Raw genomic sequence first — 21,063 nt, 5'->3', positions numbered from 1 at the left:
ATTAGAGGGGAAGATAGGGGACAAGAAGAATAGGGTGGATAGGGCAGTCCCTATTACCCCTATAATCCCCATTACCCCCATATTCCCTATTTCTTCTTTTCTTCCCAAGTAAGAAGCAGGATATCAGAAAAAGTGCTACTCTCTTTTTCCCAAGCATGGAAGAACGCGCTTTTATAAACAGAGAAGGAATAGGAAAACAACAAGGGATTTCCTTCCCCTGCATCCACCGCAAGGAGAAGATAGATGATTTGACCAAATCCCTTCTACTCCCAGAACGTTCTTATCAGTTTTTTATCCCCAACATCCCCACTTTGAGCTTGCACGGCCCTCCTCATTCATGTACTTCACAAGGGATATAAGACCCGCCAAGGTCCGCATCTGGTCCATGCCGTATGGCCCGATGGAGTCAGCCTGCCGCATTTCTACTTGCACAGCTGTCCATCAAGGGTCCATTCAACAGATCACCAGTCCCTTTCCTCTTACTTTTCACACCCCAGAATATATGCGCATTTTACCCATCCTGGTCATTACCTGCCTTCTTGGAAGCGTGCCTTTCGTCCATGGACAAAGCCGCACTACCGCCAACCCGGAAGCCCCCAAACCGGAAACGAACGCTCCGGCGGCTGATACGGTGGACAAATCCCTCTCCCCCGCCTCCGTCAATGGCATCCGGTTCGTCCTTAAGGCACCCATGGCTCTTCCTTCCCCCATTTACATGCCCATTGATTCCAAAAGGCTGGAAAAAGTGGAAATCCGAGCCGCCCTTCCAGGACGCCGAAGCGTGTATCCCAAAAGCAAGATCATTACCCTGTTCGGTGGCCTAGACCAAAAGGGCATGCCAACCAACAAGCTCGTCAGCAAGCCCCTGCCGACAGATCTCGGTCCCAAAACCCTGGCGCTGGTAGGCAAGAACAGCAGCGGAGAGATTACTCTGGATTTCATCAATGAGGCGGAACTGCCGATGAACTGCGTCTATATCCAGAACCTGACCGGACGCACCTTCACTCTTGAACTTCCGAAGCCTCCCACCGGTGAAAAAAGCGTCATTGAGCTGCCCAGCAAGTCTACTTATATTTTCGGCAAGGATGCTATAGATTCTAACGTCTCCCGCACCACTCCCGCCAATTTGACATACATGACCCGTTTGAAGAACGGTAAAGTTGTCAAGGTCAAGGACAGGGGCATGATGCTGACCACCTACCCCGGACGAAAAGTGGTCATGATCATTTCCCCGGATTCTTCCGGACGCACCGTCGTTCTGACGGAGCTGATGATCTTCAAGGAAAAACCGGCAACAGCCTCTGCAGGCAAGTAAGTTTTTCCCATACCAGCATCAATCATTCAAAAACGGGTAGCGATACCCGTTTTTTTATACCTTCATCCAACCCTTCCGCCATAGCTGCCGGATAAAAAATCCGGAGCTTCCCGACAGAAAAAACGGAAGCCGCATTTTCGGAAAAGCCGCGCGGCAATTCCTCCTTCCGTAAAAAACGGCACGATTCCCACAAGAGACGACAGGAACGGCGAGGGAAAAAGCTTTCTCCCAGCGGAAATCAGACGGCAGAAAGAGTCCATAAAGCCTCGGATTCCCGGAGTGAATCTTCCGGGAATCCGAACAGCTTTAATAGACCTTCGGCACCAGGCCCTGACGGCTCATCTTGTCCTCCACCTTGCGGCGGTTTTCCTCCAGACGCCGGGCGTCATAGGAATCATCCACAGGCTGGGCCTCCGGAATATTCTCTCCCCGTCCAGCCTGGTACTGCTGCACCTTCGGAAGCACCCCTTCCACCAGTTCCCGGCAGATCCAGGAAGGAAGGATGTAGGTTTCCGTCCGTCCTGCACGGCTCAGGGCCAGCCCCACAAATTTTCCGTTGATGTCAATGACCGGACATCCGGCCCGCTCCGGATACAGCGTCATGTCGGACTGGATGACCAGAGGGAATTCATCCCTTTTCAAGCTCATCCGGTTACCCATGGAGTTCATCATGTCCAGACGTTTCTGGGGGAATTTCATCACCCTGGGCCTCGGGCCGGTGAGCAGTTTTCCTTCAATCACCTGGTTCTGCCTTCTCACTTCCACGGGGACCGTTTCACCGGGATGCACTCCAACCATGGCGGCACGGATGGAATACATGCCGTCCACCGGCTTTCCGTTCAGCTTCATCAGCACGTCACCAGCCAGCAGGCCACTGCGGTGCGCGCCGCTTCCGGCCTCCACACCGCCGATCATGACGCCTTCCCCATCCCAGCGAGGATCGGAGACGATGCCCAGATAAGGCTGGTCATCCGCCCGCAAGCTGCGCTGCGCCACGGAAACCACCCCAAAGTCACTGACATGCCCGGTGGGAGACACGGCCGCAATCACATCCCCTTCCTGCGCCTGTACATAGGAGTTCAGGTCAATGGGGGGAGCGGGCAGCCCCGGCACATCCATCATCAGCAGATCATGTTCCGGAAGGGCAAAGAGCACCTTGGCGTCATAAACCCGCCCGGAAGAATCCACCAGCATGACCGGACGCCGTTCCTTCTGGAGATCACTGAGCTTGGTCAAAACTTTCCCCTTGCCTACTACCGTTCCCAACGCTACCTGCGAGTTGCCGGCCACCAGAGCCACGACGGATTGCCCCACCGGAACAGCCACCTTGTCCCATTCCTGAAAGATTTCCTTGGCCTGGCTGTCCAGCACCATCTTGTCCTCCGGCGCAATCATCTGGTCCGGAGGAAGAGGGGATTCTATATCCTGGGCACAGGCGGTGGCCGCCGCGAATGCCGCCCATAAGTATTTTATCATCATCCTTGAGTTTCTTCCTGATGTTTCAGGCCGGACATCAGATCTCCGCGCCTGCCGAATGTAAGATCCGCCTTGTAGGCAGTCCCTTTCCTCACCACCACTACCGGAACGGTTTCCCCGGGACGGTGCCTGCCCAGCTCACGGAGCATATCCCGCACGGAACGCAGGGTCCGGCTGTCCATATGGGTAATGACGTCCCCTGGCTTGATTCCCGCCGTATCCGCCGGAGAATTCACCACTACGTCTTCCACCACCACACCATCCACGCCCAGCACGTCCATCATGGCGAATCCCAGCACGGGAGATTCCGGGTCAGCCATGGGATGGAGGCCAAGCTGGCCCCAATGCCGCCCGGAAAGCAGTTTGTCCCAGTCACTCCGGAAAACGGAAACGGGAACATGGTTGTTAATTTTCAACATGGGGCCGATGGAAGAATGAATGCCCACCAGTTTTCCGGACAAATCAAAGAGAGGGCCGCCGGAATCCCCGCCGATGAGCGTGCATTCCGAAATAAGAAAGCGCTGCTTTCCATCCGTGCAGAGCCGCCCCAGGCGAATAGGCGCGCGTCGTTCCGGGTCAAACCCCTTGGAATGGCCCAGGGCCACCACAAAATCCCCCACATGCAGCCCATCGGATTCCCCCAGTTCCACATAGGGGTAATCACCGCCTTCCATGATTTGCACCATGGCGGCGTCCCGCGTAAAATTGGCCCCCAGCACACGGCCTTTGACCACGCGCCCATCCGCAAAGACCACGCGCATGACTTCATCGCCCCCCACCACATGGGCTGCCGTTAAAATGAGTCCCTGCGGTGAGACAATCACGCCGCTCCCCGTCTCTCCCCCATCGGAAACCAGCGCCACCGTAGCAGCAGTAACCTTGGAAGCCACCTCATGGACATGTTTCTGCAAGTCCGCCATGGAAGAGACATTTCCGGCAAGACTCATTCCTCCAAAAAACAGGGACATCATCCCCCCAACGACCAAGTAATAAAAACTCGCCATCCTTATTGCTGATATCATGAAATTACCGATAATCGAATGATAGATCATATCCTACTATAAAAACGCTCAAACCGACACGATTTTGTCTACAGATTGCGACATGGCGCACCATCTTTTGCTTAGACCATTCCGTTTGTTTGTGATAGAATTCCCCTACGGATGGGTTTAAACGACAAATCACGGAAACGAAATGCCGGCTCCTGGCGAGAACGCATCCAGGACGAAGAAACGGCTTCCCGTTCCCAAACGCAACGCAGGAAAAGGCCTGCGCCCCGTCCGTCCTATCCCGGTCTGCCGCAGGAGGATCCCGGTCCGGCCGTCATTCCAGGCCCCACCCGCAGAGCGGGCAATTCCCGCGGCGGTTCTTCCCGGTATGACACACCGCCTCCACGCCCGCGGCGAGCCTCCCGTCCGACCCCAGAAGAAGAGTATCCCGAACCAGGGGAGGATTCCCGCGCGCCACGCGCAGGAAGACCGCGCAAGCCGCGCTTTACGATTTTCGGCGCCCTGCTGTTCGTCCTGCTGATGCCCTTCCGCTTCATCGGCTCCCTGACACGGAACATCCGGTGGTTTATCAGCTGGCCACTGCGCATCCTGCTGGGCTGCTGTTTCGTAGGGATCGTGATCGGCTCCATCCTGGTGTTCCTTTACGGCACCATTTCCAACCGCTATGACATCTCCGAGGTCAAAAGCAACATTCCTGAACGCACGGTCATTCTGGACCGCAAGAACCGGACCATCGGAACCCTGCACGGGGAAAACCGCAAGCGCGTCTCCCTCCAGGAAGTCCCCCCCATTTTCATTGACGCGCTGATTCTTCGTGAAGACAACCGCTTTTACCACCACGGCGGCGTGGACTGGATAGGCGTAGGCCGTGCCTTCGCCCAGGTGCTGAAGCACAAGAGGGCCACCCAGGGGGCTTCCACCCTGACCATGCAGCTCGCCAAAATCACGTACAACCACCGGGAACGCAATCTTCATTCCAAACTGACGGAAGTGGCTCTGGCCAAACGCATTGAAGCCACCTACACGAAAGACGAGATTCTGGAGACCTATATCAACCGCATTTTCTGGGGGCACACCTTCCTGGGAATTGCGGCGGCGGCACGGGGCTATTACGACAAGGAGCCGCGGGATCTGTCCCTGGCGGAATGCGCCACGCTGGCCGGCATCATTTACGGCCCGAATGATTTCTCCCCCATCAAGCATCCGGAGGAAGCCAAAAAAGTACGCGACATCGTCCTGGGCCTGCTGAAAAACGAGGGCAAGATCACGCAGGTGCAGTATGAGGCGGCCCTGGCGGAACCCATCGTCACCCGGACGCCCCAGTCCCGGTCGGAGGAAAATTACGCCATGGACCTTGTACGCCGGGAGCTGGACGCCATTCTGGAGGAAGAAGATATCCGCCTGGGCGGCCTGGTGGTCCACACCACGCTGGACCTGGACCTGCAAAACGCCACGCTGGACGCTATCAACAAGCACATGGGCGCCCTGGAAGAGCGCAAGGATTTTAAAAAGCACTTGGCCTCCCTGCAAGCCGGAAGGGAGAAGAAAGGCATCCTCAAAAACAAATTGACCACCAAGGCGGAATATCAGGCCGCCCTGGCCGCCTGGAAGGCCCTCCCCGCAGAGCGGAAGGAAGGAAGGAAGCCTCCCATGCCCAATTATATCCAGTCCGCCGCCGTGGTCATGGACAACGCCACAGGCGCGCTCCTCGCCGTCGTCGGCGGCCGTGATGCGGAGGAATCCAAGCTGAACCGCGCCATTCAGTCCAGGAGGCAGACGGGTTCCCTGTTCAAGCCGTTTATTTACGCCACCTTTTTCCAGCAGGGCAATTCCGCGGATACCCGCATTTCCGATGACCGGATTGCCTACGGGGAAATACGCGGCGCCGCCAACTGGTCCCCCCGCAACTCGGACGGCACGTACCGTGGCATGAAACCGGCGTCCTTCGGCCTCATCCTTTCCCGCAACACCATGTCCGTGCGCATCGGCAACAGGGCCGGACTTTCCAACGTCATCCAGGCTGCGCAGCTGGCCGGCTTCCACGGGAACATTTCCCGCACCCCGGCCCTTTACCTGGGCACCTGGGAGGCCTCCCCGCTGGACATCGCCAGCGCCTACAGCGTCTTCGCCAACGGCGGCGTGCGTCCCACACCGTATATCATTGACCACATCACGGATTCCAAGGGGCAGCCGCGCTTCGCCATCACCAAGAGCAAGCGCACCGTATATTCCCAGCGCGCGGCCAACATCACCTCCTCCATCCTCCAGCAGGTCTGCAAGCCGGGAGGCACGGCGGGCAGAATCACCACACTGGGCTTCAAGGCCCCCTGCGGCGGCAAGACCGGGACCACGAACAATTACACGAACGCGTGGTTCGCCGGGTACACCTCCAACCTCACCTGCAGCGTCTGGGTGGGATTTGACACCTCCACCAAGATCCTGGAAAAGGGATACGGCGGCACGCTGGCCCTGCCCGTCTGGGTGGACATCATGCTTGCCGCGCAGAAGGAAGGCTACCCAGCCAACGCCATCCGCACCCGTCCAGGTTCGGAAGGCCAGGCCGTGCTCGTCTGCCGGGAATCCAACCAACTGGCCCATTCCGGCTGCCAGTATGCCAAAACGGCGTATTTTGAAACTTCCGCCGGCTACCAGGCCCCCACCAAGATGTGTGAAAAGCACATCCCCATGGCGGAGCCGGATACGGAAGAGAATATCCCCTACGCAGAGCCGCTCGACGGCAGCGACGACAATATTCCTCTGGCCGAACCCGTGGAAGACCCGGACGGCATCCCCTACGCCACCCCCATCTGACCACCTTCCTCCTTGCCATGATTCCCCCCCTGATTCCCTGGAGCCTCTCCCTTCTATTGCTGGTTGCCTGTGTAGTGCTGCTCGTTTTCCTGCTGCGCTACCGGGACCGCTCCGTCCGTCTGGAAGCGGAAGCCCGCTCCTGGCAGGAACGGGCGGAGGACAGGACCCAGATGCTCCACCGTGCGGAAGAGGTGCTGAAGGATTCCTTCGCCGGCATCAGCGCGGAAGTCCTCCGGAATTCGGAAAAACAATTCCTGAACCTGGCTGAAACGCGGCTCCAGAACCAGCGCCAGCAGGCCACTCATGAGCTGGAGTCCCGCAAACAGGCCATTGAGTCCATGCTTAAGCCAGTGAGCGAATCCTTGAAACTCGTCCAGTCCCGGCTGGGAGAAATAGAGAAGGACCGCGTGGGCGCGTATACGGACCTGAAAACGCAGATCCGCTATATCCTTTCCGGGAATGAAGCCCTGAAGAATGAGACTGCCAGGCTTTCCCAGGCCCTGCACCACAACAGCGCCCGCGGCCAGTGGGGGGAACTTCAGCTGCGCCGCGTGGTGGAACTGGCGGGAATGGTGGAATACTGTGATTTTACAACACAAGAAACCCGTTCCAGGGAAGAGGAACGTGTACGCCCGGACATGGTCATCCACCTGCCGGGAGGCCGTTCCATCATCATTGACGCGAAAGCTCCCATGTCCTCCTACCTGAATGCCGGACAGACGGACAGACAGGAAGAACGCAGCCAGTGGATGAGCCGCCACGCCGCAGACGTGAAGAGGCACCTCCAGCAGCTGAGCGCTAAAAATTACTTTGCCCAGTTCTCCCCCTGCCCCGAATTCGTCATCATGTTCCTGCCGGGGGAAGCCTTTTTCCAGGCGGCTCTGGAAGCGGACCCATCCTTGATTGAATTCGGCGCGGAGAACAAGGTCATCCTCTCCACGCCTTCCACCCTGATCGCTCTGCTGAAAACCGTCGCCTACGGCTGGAAGCAGGAGCAACTGGCGGACAACGCCAAGAAAATCTCGGAAGCCGGAGCAGACCTATTTGATACCTGCGCCATTCTTACCGGTCATTTCTCTTCTCTGGGCAGAAGTCTGAACCAGGCTGTCACCCAGTATAATAAAACCGTCTCCTCCTTTGAACACCGGTTCATTCCGCGCGCGCAAAAGTTGAAACACCTGGGCGTTACGTCCACCAAGGACCTGCCCGGTTCTCTGGAGGACATCACCCTCCAGGCAAAAAGTTCTTCCATAGATGATTGTACAGAAACAAACATTTAAATTGCATGCCTTAAAATTCAGTAGATGGCTTCTTTTCATTTCTTCGGTTTGAATGAAAACGCCTGCTTCATATCAATAACTACCCACAAACAACATAAGACCAAATCTTCTTTTGTCATTCCCTGTCGATGCCAACATCCCCTTTAACCCGGTAAAGCAAGACATTTTTTTCATCATAGACCTCCATACTTTCTATTGTGGGGCAATTTCCTCGAATTTCCGTTCTTCCGCTTAAATAAAGCGTTCCAGGTTTCTGCCAATGGATCATGCCCGGATCATTACACCAAGAGTGCTGCATTTCACAAATCCCTTCGCTACCATTATCTCCTTTCAAATGGAGCACATACCTGTTTCGGCACCACTCTCGTTCATTCCCTTCCCCGTTTTCCTCCAGGACAAAACCTACGTACCAGGTATATTCATCTTCTGGGGATTTCAAAAGAGATACTTTTCCAGAAAGGCTTCCTCCACACAAAGGAAGAATTACCTGCCTAACCTTTTCCTGTGGAGCTTTCCACATATAATCAAGCCTTTCCCTCATTTCATATTTGAATAGTTGCGTATAATGAATTTCCATGGAACGGCGTTCTACAAGTAGAATATCCTCCTTCCCTATTTCCTGGAATGGAACAATTCCGCTATAATTGCCGTAATAAGTTCCTTTCAATCCTAATTTCCTAAGAAAAGAAAGAGGCATCTGTGGACAAAACGCTAAATCATGAGATTCAGCCAAAAAAACATTCCCTTCCCCGGAAAATCTTTTGATGGAATAGGCAGAATACGCATGCTGAATAAGAGGATCCAATCCATAATAACCAAATCTCCCAAACGGAGCATCGCATACACGCAACACATTTTTTTCCAGCATCAAACAACTACCCGGAGGTGCCTCTAACACAGTCATTCCCTGTCTCGGAGAGGGAAAAATAATGTTCCTGTAGTGAACCCAAATGCACACAGCAGACAAGACAAATGCCAAGGTAAAAAGCACCAAACTCTTCAGAAAACTTTTCCCACACGACATACGAAAAGGGTTTGAACTTATTACGACAGGCCCTGCCACGACAAGCAACAAAAACATTCCCACCTCGGATGGCCACATATATCGAGTGACAATTCCTTGAGGAACAATCATATAAGCTGTAAAATTGGCAAATACCAGCAAGGATGCCGTTAAAATATTTATCCAGCGCTCACGGTCAGCCCGAACAGGATCTCGCAACAGCTTAATAAGGGCAACCAGGAAAAAAAAGAAAGATACTAGCAGCATACCCCCAAACACGATGGACCACACCCAGCCGGACCACACGCTTTCAGTAATCCGGCAACGAGGAAACATTCCTTGAATCCAATTTCTGATCGGTTCAGGAATGACTTCTGCCTGCAAGCAGTGTTGCATCATGAAAATGCCGCGGGCCACACTAAATTCCAAAGGATGACTTTTTATCCGCTCCAACCATATTTGCGTCAAAGTATCAGCCTGTCGATCTGTCATCGGCATTAGACCTATTCCTTGAACCAAATGATCCATCAAGCACCCAAAATGTCCCTCATTAGCCTCCCTTTCGCAACCATGGGCAAAAAGCTGAACAGTACGAGAATTCATGTCTGGTAATTCAGCAAGAAAATTGCTGTCTGTTCCCTTCAATCTCTCTATAGCAACGATATCACGGATCATTTGCTGCGTTAGAGGATGCGCTTGCCGTACTTCAATAAAAGCTTTCGTACCTAGATGAATTCCGACAAGCATTAAAAATGGAACCGTTATAGAAACCAGCAATGGCTTCCACCAATTCCCAGACTTGTACAGTCGTAACATGGTTGTGAAAATCAATGCAAACGCTAGTAAAACTCCATTGTGCCTCAGAGCAATGACAGCCATGCAGCATAGGGTTTCGCATGATAACAACCATGCCAATTTTCTCCTGTCCATAGAAGAATGAATGGCAAATACGCATGCAAGAGAAATCAAAAGAAACCCCATCATCAAATCATCCTTGCCGTGCACCGTTCCAAACCTCATCAGAGTCAGAGCAGGAAGAAGAAGAATTATCAACCATGCCAGTCGATATCTTTTGCTCAATATCCAGTACAAGCACCACACTCCGCCGGAAGTCATCAATAGGGAAATTCCATTCAATATTATAGGAGGATAAATTCCCAGAAGATAGATCCCTCCCATTAATGCCCCATATAAAGGAGGATGCCAATCCGCCAAAGGAGGAACAAGAAAAGTCTGCAAAGACTCGGAAGGATCATATCCCATGTATCCTGGGAAAGTCAGCAAATAGCAGGAAACCGCCCATAACAGACATCCCACGAAACATAGTACATGCAGCCAGGCACCCGCCAATCTTCCGACGGCTCTCCTTATCCTCGAACCATAGAAACTGTCCATAAGTAATTGGAATAGAAAACGACTATAATCTAAAAAGGAGGTCTTTCAACGCAGCAACGGACTCACAAACAGGCACCTGGAAGGCGTCCAGCGCGGCGCGGGAACTGTAACCCCACCCTACCAGAACCAGGCGCGTTCCGGCATTGACGGCCGTATTGCCATCGTGGGCGGAATCCCCCACCATGCATACCTGCCCCGGCTCCCTGTCCCAAGCCCGGACAATGGACAGCAGGGAATCAGGCTCCGGCTTGCGGGGGAAACGTTCGGAAAAACCCATTACCACCTGAAAAGGAACATCGGGAAGGATATGGCGAACCAGCGGCCCCGTGACTACATGGGGCTTGTTGGACAGAACGCCCAGGGGATGCCCTTCTGCGGCCAGCTCCAACAGCATTTCACGGATGCCGGGGTACGACTCCGTGCCGTCCTGCCAAGTATGGGGATATTCCCGCATGAATCCCTGGTGCACCGCTTCAAAGGCTTTTTCCGGCACGTCCCCGTTGAAGTATTCCCTCAGGGAAGCCAGACAGAGTTCCCGCGCTCCCCTGCCCACCATTCCCCGGATGGCATCCACGGAATGCTCCGGATACCCCAGGGATTTCAAGGCCAGGTTCAGACCGCGGGCGATGCCGGGGATGGAGTCCACCAGCGTTCCGTCCAGATCAAAGACAAAACCTGTTTTCATGGACTCAGTGGCAAAATCCACGTTCGGAAGTTTCCACGGACTTGACGATCCTTTTCAGGCAGGCATTCTCCGCATAGTCCGAGTTCCGAAGCTCTTCCAGGGCTTCATGGACGGACAGCTTCTTGTTGACGAAAAGCTTTTTGTAGCACATCCGGACAGCCCGCAGGTCTTCCTCGGAAAATCCGCGCCTCTGCATGCCGATGGAGTTGACGGAACGCGTCACGGCCGGGTGGCCTTCCACAATGGTATACGGCAGCACGTCCTGGCTCACGCGGGCCATGGCCCCCACCATGGAGTGCTCCCCGATGCTGACGAACTGGTGCACGGCGCAGCATCCGGCCAGAATGGCGTAATCCCCCACCGTAACATGCCCGGCGGCAGTGGCAAAGCCGGAGAAAATCACATGATTGCCAATCTGGCAGTCATGCCCGGCGTGGCAGGACACCAAGAAAAGGTTGTTGCTGCCTATCCGCGTCGTCCCGCCGATGTCCGTAGCCCGGTTGATGGTGGCGTTTTCACGGAAGACGTTGTTATCTCCCACTTCCAGATAGGTCGGTTCCCCCTGGTATTTCAAATCCTGGCTTTTCAGGCCGACAACGGAAAACGGGAAAAATTCGTTGCCGCTGCCGAAGGAGGAAGGGCCGTCAATGACCACATGGCTGTACAGCACGCAGCCGGGGCCCAGCTTTACATGTTCTCCGACAACGCAAAAGGGACCGATTTTAACATCATCCGCGATCTCCGCAGTAGGATGCACTACTGCCGTTGGGTGTATTTCTGGCATGGCTGCCGTAAGTATGAAACAAATTCAGGTGATTAAAAGGCTAAATCCTGCACAGGAGTCCTTTTTGTCACATTTGCCCGGAGGCTGCCATAGAAGCTTCTATCTCCGGTAGCCAGGGGATCAGCAGCACATACATGATCTGGAGGCAGAGGATGATCAGCACCAGCGTCATTACTACCTTGCGGAGGGTAAGGGATTCATTCAGAACATCCGTAGTGCCCAGCTTCCTGTCCCAGGGGGTAAAGCCGAAGCGGCGCACCCACCACCAGGAGAAGAACAGGGCCAGCGCCATCAGGGAGGGGGCAAAACACCCCAGGCCCAGCACCATGACGAAGAGGGAGCGCCTGAACGCCGTGGAGAAGGAAAGGCGGTTTCCCTGGTAGTCCCTTACGGAAACGCCCAGCATGGCTTTTCCCGGCGTCGTGCCCAGCGTCCCTACAAAGGCGGCTTCAATGAGCACCATCGGCAGGCAGAGGTAAAGCAGCGCTTCATAGGAACCGGGAAGAAAGTCGGGAGTGAAAGCCACGCCCAGGATCCTGAGCACGGCCAGATACAGCGTCATGTGCATCAGCACGTCCGCCATTCTTCCCAGAAAACGGACGTACGGGTAGGGAACCACCAGCACGACGCCCTCGTCTTCAGCCGTCTCCGCTTCTTCCGGGACAGTCCCGGCCTCCACGGGATCCGCTACGGAGAGTTCCGCCGCTTCATCCTCCGGCGCCTCTTCCTCCGCCTTCCGCCGTTCCTCTTTTTCCTTCCGGATGGCGAACATTTCCTTCAGCACCGGCAGGTCATGGATGCGCACCCATTCCGCGCATCCGGCATGCCACGCCCGGACGTTTTCCGGAATAAGGCCCGCCTCCAGCATGGAGATCACCTCCACCTCCGGAAGAGGCCCCTTCTTTTCATGATCCTGAATCCAGTAAATATCCATGGAAAATTCCTGTTACATGCTGCGCAGGGAGCGTGCCGGGTCCTGACGCGCCGTAATCAGGGCCGGAATAATGGAAGCTACCACGACCATGACGAAAGCCTTCACCGCCTGCCACGCCAGTTCTCCCCAGTCAATCACCACCGGGATACTCTCCGTACCGTGGAACGCCACCGGGAACGGGTCAAAGCCTATCCCCGCCAGAAAACCCTGGATCTGCATGCGGTATTCCAATACCAGCAGCCCCAGGCCCACGCCCAGAAGAGCCCCTGCAAAGCCGATGATGACCCCCTGCCACAGGAAGACGCGCACCACTTGGAACGGAGTCGCCCCCAGGGCTTTCATCACGGCGATCTCCCTTTTCCGCTGGATGGAGACAGTAAACATCACCGCCATAATGCAGAAGGCGGAAATCAGGGAGATGAAGGACAGCACAAAACTCATCATCATGCGCTCCTTCTGCATCAGTTCAAACCATGCGTTAAAACGGTCATGCCAGGTTTCCAGCGTCCACGCGGAAGACGGCTTTTCCTTCTCCAGGGCCTGCATCACGGGCGCCAGCATGGTTTCCACATGGTAGGGATCGTCCACACGCAGGGCCACGGCCTGCACCACGTCATCCTCATACCCCAGCAGTTCCTGACCGATGACCAGCGGAATGAACAGATCAGGGCTGGGCGTATGCTGGGAGGCCCGGTAAATGCCGATCACCTCCAGATCCTTCGGCATGACCAGCTCCTTGATCTTCCGGAAGCATTCCATGTCCGCCTCATTCCTCTGTCCGGCCTTGAAGCCGCCCAGAATCGTTTCCCATTCCTTACGCGTGCCTTCCGGGAAGGCCACGCTGCCGCCATCCACGGCTTCCCCGTCATTCAGCACAGCCAGCAGATCCATCAGGCTGGAGCGTTCCGCATCCCTGCGGGGGACGGACAGCAGTCCGTTGAGCAGGTTGAACACCTTGTCCACGGAGGCCTTTCCAGCCACTTCACGCTCCTTCACCGTTTTCAGGGATTTTCCCCATTCCTTCAAATCATGGAGCTCCCGGGCGTTCTTTTCCGCCAGCACCGGCAGTTCCGTCTGCTGGTAGGCGTGGGAAATTTCCTGGAAATTGCGGGTAGTGTACACCCGGACCATATCCCCCACGTTCAGCCCCATGTTCTCCGCCACAATGGAGGAAACCACCGCCTTTTCCCCCATGTCCAGATCCGCATTTCCGGCCTCCACCAGGTGCTTCAAATCTTCCAGCTGGGCCGTATTTTCCGTATCAATGGCCCGGAAAAAACAGGGCCTCTGCCGTCCCTGCACATCCACCAGAGCGTAATCCTCAATCAGGGCGTAGGTGGACTGGACGCCGGGAACGTGCCGGAGCTTTTCACTCAGGTCCACCCAGTCCGGAATCACCTCCCGCACGCCGAAATCATTCCGGTAGCACACCTGCACATGCGGGGAATGCGCAAACAGATTCCCCTGGATTTCCTTCTGGAGGCCGCCCATGACGGACAGCACGACGATGAGCACCATCACCCCCAGGGAAACGCCCAGCAGGCAGATCAGGGTGATGATGGAAAAGAAAGTCCGCAGCGGGTTCAGATACCGCAGCGCCAGGCTCAGGCTGATGTACCGGCTCAATAGGTTCTTCATGAATAACGCGGCACACCTTGCCTGATCCCGGCCCCCTTTCCAAGCCTAAAACATGTTCCGGAGCGGGACGGTTTACTTACTTCCTTTGGCACCCTGCCATTCCGTGCACAGCCACTGTGCCATGGAAGCGATCACCCGGTCACAGGCGGCAGCAGAATCGCTTGAGTCCATCACGAAGACGGAGACCGCCATTTTTCTGCCGTTGGGAAGAACGATGATGCCGACGTCATTGACGGCGGTGATCACGCCCTCCGGAGAGGTGAAGCCCGATCCGGTTTTGTGGGCCACCACATAATCCTGCGGCAGCCTCCCCTTCAGGCGCGTGGCTCCCGTGGCGCAGCCGGCCATCATATCCCAGAGAAAGCGCTGCGTGTCTTTTTTCAGGATTTTACCCTCGTCAAACGCGCGCAGCAGGGCATTCATGGCTGACGGACGGCTGGAATTGACATACTGCAAGTCATGATTCCGCAGCATCTCGTTTTCCGTAAACCGGACGTTGATGCCGCTGATGCCCCATTCCTTCAAATCCTTCTGCACGGCCCCCGTTCCGCCGATGAGGGAAAACAGAAGGTCGCAGGTGTTGTTGTCGCTCTCCTGAACGGTCACGCGCAGCAGTTCCCTTAAAGAAAAATCACCTCCCTGCGGAAAGCGTTCCCGCAGGGGGCTCCACGTATCTTTTACCAACTGTTCCGGGCTGATATGGATCATCTGGTCCAGATTCAAGGCTCCCTGGTCCACCCGCTTCAGCACGGACAGGGCCAGCACAAATTTGAAGACGCTCTGCATGGGATAGGCCGTCTCATCTCCAATCGCCACGGTTTCCCCCGTGTCCAGCATCACCGCGGCCATGCCCACCTGGGCTTTCAGGGAATGCGCCAGCTTCTCCACGGCGGCGGAATCAACCGCAGGAGCCGCGGCCGGAACGGGTAAAATCCCCAGGGACAGAACGCAGGAGCACGCCAGGAAACCGCGCAGAAAAGAACCGGGAAAAATCATGGGGGATCATTGCATACCGGACCTGCAAAAACCGCAACAGCAATCCATTCACTGCCCCCTTTTTTTCCGTCATCGCAAGCCGGGCAGAAGCCTTGCCTCCCGCTTCGCTTCCTGATAAAAACGGAACCATGCTCCCTATCCTTTCGGAAACCCTCGTCTGGTGTGTCACCCTGCTTCTGTTCGGCATGGGGCTGATCGGCACGCTCATTCCCATGCTTCCCGGCATCATTATCATTGCGGCCGGGTGCATCTGGCAAGGGGTGATGGGAGCCAGACACCTGGCGTGGTGGGAATGGGCGGTACTGGCGCTCCTAGTGGCGGGCGGCCTGGTGATTGACAAGCTCTCCGGAGGCATGGGCGCAAAAAAATTCGGCAGCACTGCCGCGGGCATCTGGGGGGCCATCCTCGGCGCCATCGCGGGAGGCATCCTCTTCACCCCCATCGTCGGCCTCCTGTTCATGCCATTCCTGGGGGCGCTCCTGGCGGAACTCATCTTTGCCAGAAAAGACATCATGGCCGCCTTCAAGGCCGGTTCCGGAGCGGCTCTGGGAATGCTCACCGGGCTGCTGCTGGAATTTACCTGCGGCCTGCTCATCATCGCCTGGTTTTGCTCCTGCTACTTCCTGTTCTGATTAAAACGGACCCATTCTTTCCGCCCGGCGGGATCCCCCGGCGGAAAAACAGACACTTTTCTTCCTTTGAAAAAAATCCATTTCCCTAACGTATACCGTTAAAGAGCACTCTACACTTTTATCCGGCGGACCAGCCGCAGATTTCCCCTCATTTTTCCGGCTTATGGATGCACCTATTCTGATACCTATCGCCATGATGGCAGGCTTCATCATTCTTGGAGTCATTCTTTCCATGGGAAAATGTTCCTTCCTGATCGCAGGCTACAATACCATGAGCAAGGAACAGAAAAAGCAATACGATGAACACGCCCTGTGCCGGTTCATGGGTAAAATCATGTACTGCCTCGCTTTCGGCATGCTGCTCTGGCTCGCAAGCATCCTCCTCCAGAACTCCATCATCCTGTCGGCGGCCCTGTGCTTTCTGGTAGGCAGCGTGGCGTTTGCCGTCATTTACGCCGGCACCGGCAACCGGTTCAGGAAATAGCGGCTTTTCATCCCACTTCTTTTTTCTTTTGATAAAACGTTCAACCTCTCTCATGGCTGTATCCAAAACCGTAAAACGCATCCCCCTCTTCTGCCTTCTTCTAGCCTCCGCCCCTCTCCAGGCCGCTCCCGCGCCCATGCAGGTCACATCTACTGAACCTGCACGGAAATGGACAGAGGGATACGGCACGGGCAACGGGAGACTGGGCATACTTTCCTTCGGCGTTTTTCCGAAGGAAACCATCGTCCTCAATGAAGGGAGCATCTTTGCGAAAAAGGATTTCCGCATGAAAGAAGGCGCCGCAGAAGCCCTGGACAAGGCGCGCCGGCTTTGCAGTGAAGGAAAATACCGGAGCGCGGACCAGGTGTTCCAGAGGGATATCCTGGTCGGCACCATTGCGGGAGACTACCAGCAGGGAGGGCTTCTCCAGGTGGAATTCCAGGGACTGCCCTCCCAGACCTCCTACCGGCGCACGCTGGACATGCAACGGGGAAAGGCCTCCACGCGCGTGCAATTCGGCACGGGGGAACTGTCCACGGAAATTCTGGCGGCTCCGGTCAGCGACTGCGCCGCGTACCACATCTCCTGCACTCTTCCGTCCGGGTGCCGCATCGCCCTGGACTTGCAGCATCCGGACCCATCGGCCCAAATTACCGCACGGCCAAACGGCTGGGTTCTGACGGGACAGGGCAGCAACGGAGGAACCCGGTTTGAAAACACAGTGCTTGTCCTGGCTCCCGGAGCTTCCGTGGCCCGCCAGGGGAAAACGGTCATTCTGGATTCCGCTAAAGAAGTGCTCGTGCTTTCTTCCACGTCCACGGATTACAACATCCGGAAACCGGAATCGCCCCTGACTCACCATCTGGCGGATAAAAACACGCAAATTCTGGAGAAGGCCCGGAAGAAAGGCTGGAAGAAACTGGAGGAGGAAACGGAAGACTATTTTTCCCGGCTCATGATGCGCTGCCAGGTGGATCTGGGGGATTCCCCGCCCCAGGTCTCCGCCATGACCACTTCCCAAAGGCTGGAACGGGTCAGGCAGGGAGAAACGGACCCGGACCTTCTGGAACAGCTTTTCCAGTTCGGCCGTTTCTGCACGATCGTCCATACCAGGCCGGGCCAGCTTCCATGCGGATTGCAGGGATTGTGGAATCCTGAAATGAGGGCGGCGTGGATGGGCTGCTATTTCCTGAACATCAACAGCCAGATGAACCAGTGGCCGTCCCATGTCACCGGACTGGGAGAATTCCAGCGCCCCTACCTTGAATTTGTCCGGAGCCTGCGTCCCTACGGGGAAGAATTCGCCCGCTTCCTCCAGCGGGACGGCTTCTGCTTCGGCCATTATACGGATTGCTGGAAACACACCTATTTTTCAGGCAACAGCCCGGAATTCGCCGCCAGCCTCATGAACGGGGCCTGGGCCTGCGCCCACCTGGTGGACAACTACCGCTTCACCGGAGACAGGGAAGACCTGAAAAAATCCCTTCCCATCCTGGAATCCAGCGCGCGCTTCATCATGTCCTGGTTTGAAGACGACGGCCAGGGCCGTTTTCTTTCCGGTCCCGGAGTCTCCCCGGAAACCGGATTCCATGCGCCTGACGGCACCGGCCCCAACGTGCTTTCCTACGTTTCCAACGGTACGTCCCATGACCAGCTTCTTGGCCGGGAGGCGCTCCGCAATTACATCTACGCCTGCCGGGAACTGGGCGTCCGTACCCCGACTCTGGCGAAAGCCGCGCAATTTCTCCGGAACATTCCCCAGCCGGCCATAGGCCCTGACGGGCGGGTGCAGGAATGGCAGAAGCCCTTTGAAGAAATGCAGAAAGGGCACCGCCACATCAGCCATCTTTACGGCCTGTTTCCCGGCACGGAATGGGACGTGCTGAACACGCCGCAATATGCCGAGGCCGTCCGTAAATCCGCCGACTTCCGGCGCAAATACGCGGACATGGGAAACAACGGCATCAGAACCGGATGGAGCACGGCGTGGCTCATCAACCTTTACGCCACGCTGGGCGACGGAAACGCCGCGGAGGACAGGATGTACATTATGCTGAAACATTACATCAATCCCAATCTTTTTGACCTGCATCCCCCCTTCCAGATTGACGGCAACTTCGGCTTTACCTCCGGGGTGGTCCAGTGCCTGATCCAGAGCCAGATCATGCAGGACGGCTTCCAGGTCATCCTGCTGGCCCCGGCTCTGGCGGACCATTGGAAGAAAGGCTCCGCCACGGGACTGCACACGCGGGCCGGCCTGAAAGTGGACCTGTCCTGGGAAAACGGCCGGGTACGGGCTACCGCCACGGCCAGCCGCCCCGGCAAATTCCGGTTCATGCACCAGGGCCGGAAAAAAGACCTGGTCATGAAAAAAGGGGAAACGGCGCAGCTTGATTTCCAGCCGCTTCCCCATTAGCATCCACCATACCTCCAATACCTGCCATGAACTTCTCTTTCATGCCTCTCAAATTAGGGCTGCTTGCGGCGGCCTGCATCCTCACGGGCTCCTGTACCAAGCTTTTCTCCCCTTGCGGAAACGGAGAAATTCCGGAAACGGACCAGACGGAAACGCTCCTGAAAGCACACGTGTTCCATCTGGCGGACACCATCGGGGAGCGCAACGCCTATCAACCGGGCACCATGGAGCGTTCCGCCCGCTACATTGAAAAAGCGCTGGCGGACATGGGTTACACCGTCACGCGCCAGGCTGTGGACATTCCGCCTTCCACGGAATTCGGCGCGGTGAAGGACCGGACGGTATATAACGTGATTGCCGTCAAAAAAGGAACTTCCCCCCAGCCTAAAATGCTCATCGTAGGTGCCCATTACGATACCAGGGTGGGCATGGACAACTGGCACGGCCACGGTCCCGCCAGGCCGGCCCGCACCGGAACGCCGGGTGCCAATGACAATGCCTCCGGCGTAGCCGCCCTGCTGGAAATAGCCAGGGCTCTGGCAGCTATACCCACCCTTCACGACGTCTGCCTGGTGGCATACGCCAACGAAGAGCCGCCCTTCTACCAGACGCCCTCCATGGGAAGCGTGGTGCATGCCAAGTCCATAGTCGCCGGCCCAGGCAGGGAACGTATCACGGGCATGATCGCTCTGGAGACGCTGGGCTGCTATTCCCCGCGGGTGAATAAAAAGCGCAGCTCCGCCGTAGCCGCCGGACTGGCGGGACTGCCGGACCGCTGCGACTACGTGGCCTTCATGTCCACCAACACGGGCCGGAAGCTGGCCCGCTCCTGCGCGAAAGAATTTTCCGCCCTGAACCGCTTCCCGGTGCGCTCCGCCGTATTCCCCTATTACGCCAGGGGCGTCTCCTGGTCTGACGACTGGGGGTACATGAAGGAAGGCATTCCTTCCTTCGCCGCCACGGATACGGCCTTCCTCCGCTGTGACGACTACCATGAAACCAGCGATACGGCGGAAAAGCTGGACTATCCCCAGTTCGCGGAAGTCGTGCAGGGACTCGCCAAACTCATCATCTCCCTTTCCAACAAGCCATGAACATTCCGTCCTTTTTTTGTGCCGCCGCGCTTATCCTCGTTCCCGCTTCATCCGGGGAGGATTCCTTTTCTGCAGCCATTAAAAAACTGCCCGCGGAATCCGGGGAGGCCTCCTTTTCCACCGGCTGGATTCCGCTGGGCCTCAAAGCCGCAGACAGGCAGGAAAAACAGGTTGCCCCGGGCCACATTACGGAGGTGGGTGAAGCGCAGATGCAGTTTCATTTCCCCGCCGGATGGAAGCCGCAGGACAAACGCCCGGCTCTGTGCATCTTTCCGGGCGGAGGCTACACGCTCCTGGCCATTGAAAAGGAAGGCACCCGGATCGCCCAATGGGCGGCGGAAGGTGGGATGGTGGGCATTGCCGTCAAATACCGCGTTTCCCAGGAGAATGATGCCATCGGCAAATTTCCCGGCCCCCTGCTGGACGCCCGGCAGGCAGTGCGCCTGACGCGCAAGCACGCCGGGGAACTCGGCGTCAATCCCCGGAAAATCGGCGTCATGGGCTTTTCCGCAGGCGGTCATCTGGCTGCCATGACTGCGACCTTGTGGGATAAGACGCTCCTGGTGGAAGAGGGCAATCCCCTCAACTCCGTTTCCGCCCGGCCAGACTTCTCCATGCTGATTTATCCCGTCATCACGATGACTCCCAAAGCCGTCCACCATGGTTCGCGCAACAAGATCATAGGGCCAAAACCGGACCCGGCCATGGAACAACTGTGCTCCCCGGAACAACAGGTCACACCGCACACGCCGCCCGTGTTTCTCGTCCACGCGCAGGATGACGGCGTATCCTGCGCCAACAGCCAGCTCATGGAGAAGGCTTGCCGGAATAACGGCGTTCCCGTAACCCTGCGCCTTTATTCCAAGGGAGGGCACGGCTACGGCATGGAGAAGCGCGGCAATCCTACGGACGCATGGCCTCTTGCCGCCGAACAATGGCTGGCGGAACGGGGTTTACTGTCTTCGCCCCTCTCCCAAAAGTGCTCCCAGCCGGATTCTACAGCCGAAACAAGGGAACATGAAAACAGTGTCCTCTGACTCGTACTTTACAGTTTCCCTCATGCCTCATGGTCTATACTACCCGACACGTAGAGGGAATATTTGACGAACT

16 protein-coding genes are annotated in these 21,063 nt (G+C 56.4%); 8 read left to right on the top strand and 8 right to left on the bottom strand.

Going from position 1 to position 21,063, the window contains the following annotated elements; genetic code table 11:
- Window positions 1-502 precede the first annotated feature (502 nt).
- Window positions 503-1,315: a hypothetical protein gene (locus LIO64_RS03870; RefSeq protein WP_290548133.1), complete on the top strand. Its 813-nt coding sequence runs from the start codon at window positions 503-505 to the stop codon at window positions 1,313-1,315.
- A 306-nt stretch (window positions 1,316-1,621) separates the two neighbouring features.
- Here LIO64_RS03870 and LIO64_RS03865 read toward each other — a convergent pair whose 3' ends face one another.
- Entirely contained in the window at window positions 1,622-2,794 is a 1,173-nt protein-coding gene (locus LIO64_RS03865; protein ID WP_290548132.1) for a PDZ domain-containing protein, read from the bottom strand.
- Entirely contained in the window at window positions 2,791-3,738 is a 948-nt protein-coding gene (locus tag LIO64_RS03860; RefSeq protein WP_290548131.1) for a trypsin-like peptidase domain-containing protein, read from the bottom strand. The genes LIO64_RS03865 and LIO64_RS03860 overlap by 4 nt, the downstream gene beginning before the upstream one ends.
- A gap of 216 nt (window positions 3,739-3,954) precedes the next feature.
- On the opposite strand from LIO64_RS03860, the gene LIO64_RS03855 reads away from it, so the two are divergent.
- Window positions 3,955-6,612, top strand: coding sequence for a transglycosylase domain-containing protein (locus LIO64_RS03855; RefSeq protein WP_290548130.1), 2,658 nt, complete (start codon window positions 3,955-3,957; stop codon window positions 6,610-6,612).
- 17 nt (window positions 6,613-6,629) lie between these two features.
- Window positions 6,630-7,892, top strand: coding sequence for a DNA recombination protein RmuC (locus LIO64_RS03850; protein ID WP_290548129.1), 1,263 nt, complete (start codon window positions 6,630-6,632; stop codon window positions 7,890-7,892).
- A gap of 115 nt (window positions 7,893-8,007) precedes the next feature.
- On the opposite strand, the gene LIO64_RS03845 is transcribed toward LIO64_RS03850, so the two are convergent.
- From LIO64_RS03845 to bla, 6 genes are all read right to left on the bottom strand, one after another.
- Entirely contained in the window at window positions 8,008-10,158 is a 2,151-nt protein-coding gene (locus LIO64_RS03845) for a hypothetical protein (protein ID WP_290548128.1), read from the bottom strand.
- A gap of 154 nt (window positions 10,159-10,312) precedes the next feature.
- Window positions 10,313-10,975, bottom strand: a complete 663-nt coding sequence (locus LIO64_RS03840; RefSeq protein ID WP_290548127.1) for an HAD family hydrolase — start codon at window positions 10,973-10,975, stop codon at window positions 10,313-10,315.
- A 4-nt stretch (window positions 10,976-10,979) separates the two neighbouring features.
- Window positions 10,980-11,759, bottom strand: a complete 780-nt coding sequence (lpxA, locus tag LIO64_RS03835; protein WP_290548126.1) for an acyl-ACP--UDP-N-acetylglucosamine O-acyltransferase — start codon at window positions 11,757-11,759, stop codon at window positions 10,980-10,982.
- A 67-nt stretch (window positions 11,760-11,826) separates the two neighbouring features.
- Window positions 11,827-12,693: an RDD family protein gene (locus LIO64_RS03830; protein WP_290548125.1), complete on the bottom strand. Its 867-nt coding sequence runs from the start codon at window positions 12,691-12,693 to the stop codon at window positions 11,827-11,829.
- 12 nt (window positions 12,694-12,705) lie between these two features.
- Window positions 12,706-14,331 carry an FtsX-like permease family protein gene (locus tag LIO64_RS03825; protein ID WP_290548124.1) on the bottom strand — a complete coding sequence of 542 codons (1,626 nt, stop codon included), beginning with the start codon at window positions 14,329-14,331 and terminating at the stop codon, window positions 12,706-12,708.
- Window positions 14,332-14,403: 72 nt separating this feature from the next.
- Window positions 14,404-15,327: a class A beta-lactamase gene (gene bla, locus LIO64_RS03820; RefSeq protein ID WP_290548123.1), complete on the bottom strand. Its 924-nt coding sequence runs from the start codon at window positions 15,325-15,327 to the stop codon at window positions 14,404-14,406.
- Between the two features lie 128 nt (window positions 15,328-15,455).
- On the opposite strand from bla, the gene LIO64_RS03815 reads away from it, so the two are divergent.
- From LIO64_RS03815 to LIO64_RS03795, 5 genes are all read left to right on the top strand, one after another.
- Window positions 15,456-15,959, top strand: coding sequence for a DUF456 domain-containing protein (locus LIO64_RS03815; protein ID WP_290548122.1), 504 nt, complete (start codon window positions 15,456-15,458; stop codon window positions 15,957-15,959).
- A 163-nt stretch (window positions 15,960-16,122) separates the two neighbouring features.
- Window positions 16,123-16,443, top strand: a complete 321-nt coding sequence (locus tag LIO64_RS03810) for a DUF3784 domain-containing protein (protein WP_290548121.1) — start codon at window positions 16,123-16,125, stop codon at window positions 16,441-16,443.
- A 52-nt stretch (window positions 16,444-16,495) separates the two neighbouring features.
- Window positions 16,496-18,859: a glycoside hydrolase N-terminal domain-containing protein gene (locus LIO64_RS03805; RefSeq protein ID WP_290548120.1), complete on the top strand. Its 2,364-nt coding sequence runs from the start codon at window positions 16,496-16,498 to the stop codon at window positions 18,857-18,859.
- A gap of 41 nt (window positions 18,860-18,900) precedes the next feature.
- Complete coding sequence (locus LIO64_RS03800) at window positions 18,901-19,953, top strand: M28 family peptidase (protein WP_290548119.1); 1,053 nt, start codon at window positions 18,901-18,903, stop codon at window positions 19,951-19,953.
- Window positions 19,950-20,990 (top strand): alpha/beta hydrolase, encoded by a 1,041-nt coding sequence (locus LIO64_RS03795; protein WP_290548118.1) that lies wholly within the window; start codon window positions 19,950-19,952, stop codon window positions 20,988-20,990. The genes LIO64_RS03800 and LIO64_RS03795 overlap by 4 nt, the downstream gene beginning before the upstream one ends.
- The last annotated feature ends 73 nt before the right edge of the window (window positions 20,991-21,063 follow it).

The organism is Akkermansia sp., from assembly GCF_020860705.1.
Classification (GTDB): Bacteria; Verrucomicrobiota; Verrucomicrobiia; order Verrucomicrobiales; family Akkermansiaceae; genus Akkermansia.
This window is presented reverse-complemented; position numbering and strand designations above follow the sequence as displayed.

What these genes read in the sequence shown, in the direction of transcription:
- LIO64_RS03870 (WP_290548133.1), top strand. Translation starts at nt 503, where the DNA reads ATGCGCATTTTACCCATCCTGGTCATTACCTGCCTTCTTGGAAGCGTG.
- LIO64_RS03865 (WP_290548132.1), bottom strand. Translation starts at nt 2,794, where the DNA reads ATGATGATAAAATACTTATGGGCGGCATTCGCGGCGGCCACCGCCTGT.
- LIO64_RS03860 (WP_290548131.1), bottom strand. Translation starts at nt 3,738, where the DNA reads ATGAGTCTTGCCGGAAATGTCTCTTCCATGGCGGACTTGCAGAAACAT.
- LIO64_RS03855 (WP_290548130.1), top strand. Translation starts at nt 3,955, where the DNA reads ATGGGTTTAAACGACAAATCACGGAAACGAAATGCCGGCTCCTGGCGA.
- LIO64_RS03850 (WP_290548129.1), top strand. Translation starts at nt 6,630, where the DNA reads ATGATTCCCCCCCTGATTCCCTGGAGCCTCTCCCTTCTATTGCTGGTT.
- LIO64_RS03845 (WP_290548128.1), bottom strand. Translation starts at nt 10,158, where the DNA reads ATGGGATATGATCCTTCCGAGTCTTTGCAGACTTTTCTTGTTCCTCCT.
- LIO64_RS03840 (WP_290548127.1), bottom strand. Translation starts at nt 10,975, where the DNA reads ATGAAAACAGGTTTTGTCTTTGATCTGGACGGAACGCTGGTGGACTCC.
- lpxA (WP_290548126.1), bottom strand. Translation starts at nt 11,759, where the DNA reads ATGCCAGAAATACACCCAACGGCAGTAGTGCATCCTACTGCGGAGATC.
- LIO64_RS03830 (WP_290548125.1), bottom strand. Translation starts at nt 12,693, where the DNA reads ATGGATATTTACTGGATTCAGGATCATGAAAAGAAGGGGCCTCTTCCG.
- LIO64_RS03825 (WP_290548124.1), bottom strand. Translation starts at nt 14,331, where the DNA reads ATGAAGAACCTATTGAGCCGGTACATCAGCCTGAGCCTGGCGCTGCGG.
- bla (WP_290548123.1), bottom strand. Translation starts at nt 15,327, where the DNA reads ATGATTTTTCCCGGTTCTTTTCTGCGCGGTTTCCTGGCGTGCTCCTGC.
- LIO64_RS03815 (WP_290548122.1), top strand. Translation starts at nt 15,456, where the DNA reads ATGCTCCCTATCCTTTCGGAAACCCTCGTCTGGTGTGTCACCCTGCTT.
- LIO64_RS03810 (WP_290548121.1), top strand. Translation starts at nt 16,123, where the DNA reads ATGGATGCACCTATTCTGATACCTATCGCCATGATGGCAGGCTTCATC.
- LIO64_RS03805 (WP_290548120.1), top strand. Translation starts at nt 16,496, where the DNA reads ATGGCTGTATCCAAAACCGTAAAACGCATCCCCCTCTTCTGCCTTCTT.
- LIO64_RS03800 (WP_290548119.1), top strand. Translation starts at nt 18,901, where the DNA reads ATGCCTCTCAAATTAGGGCTGCTTGCGGCGGCCTGCATCCTCACGGGC.
- LIO64_RS03795 (WP_290548118.1), top strand. Translation starts at nt 19,950, where the DNA reads ATGAACATTCCGTCCTTTTTTTGTGCCGCCGCGCTTATCCTCGTTCCC.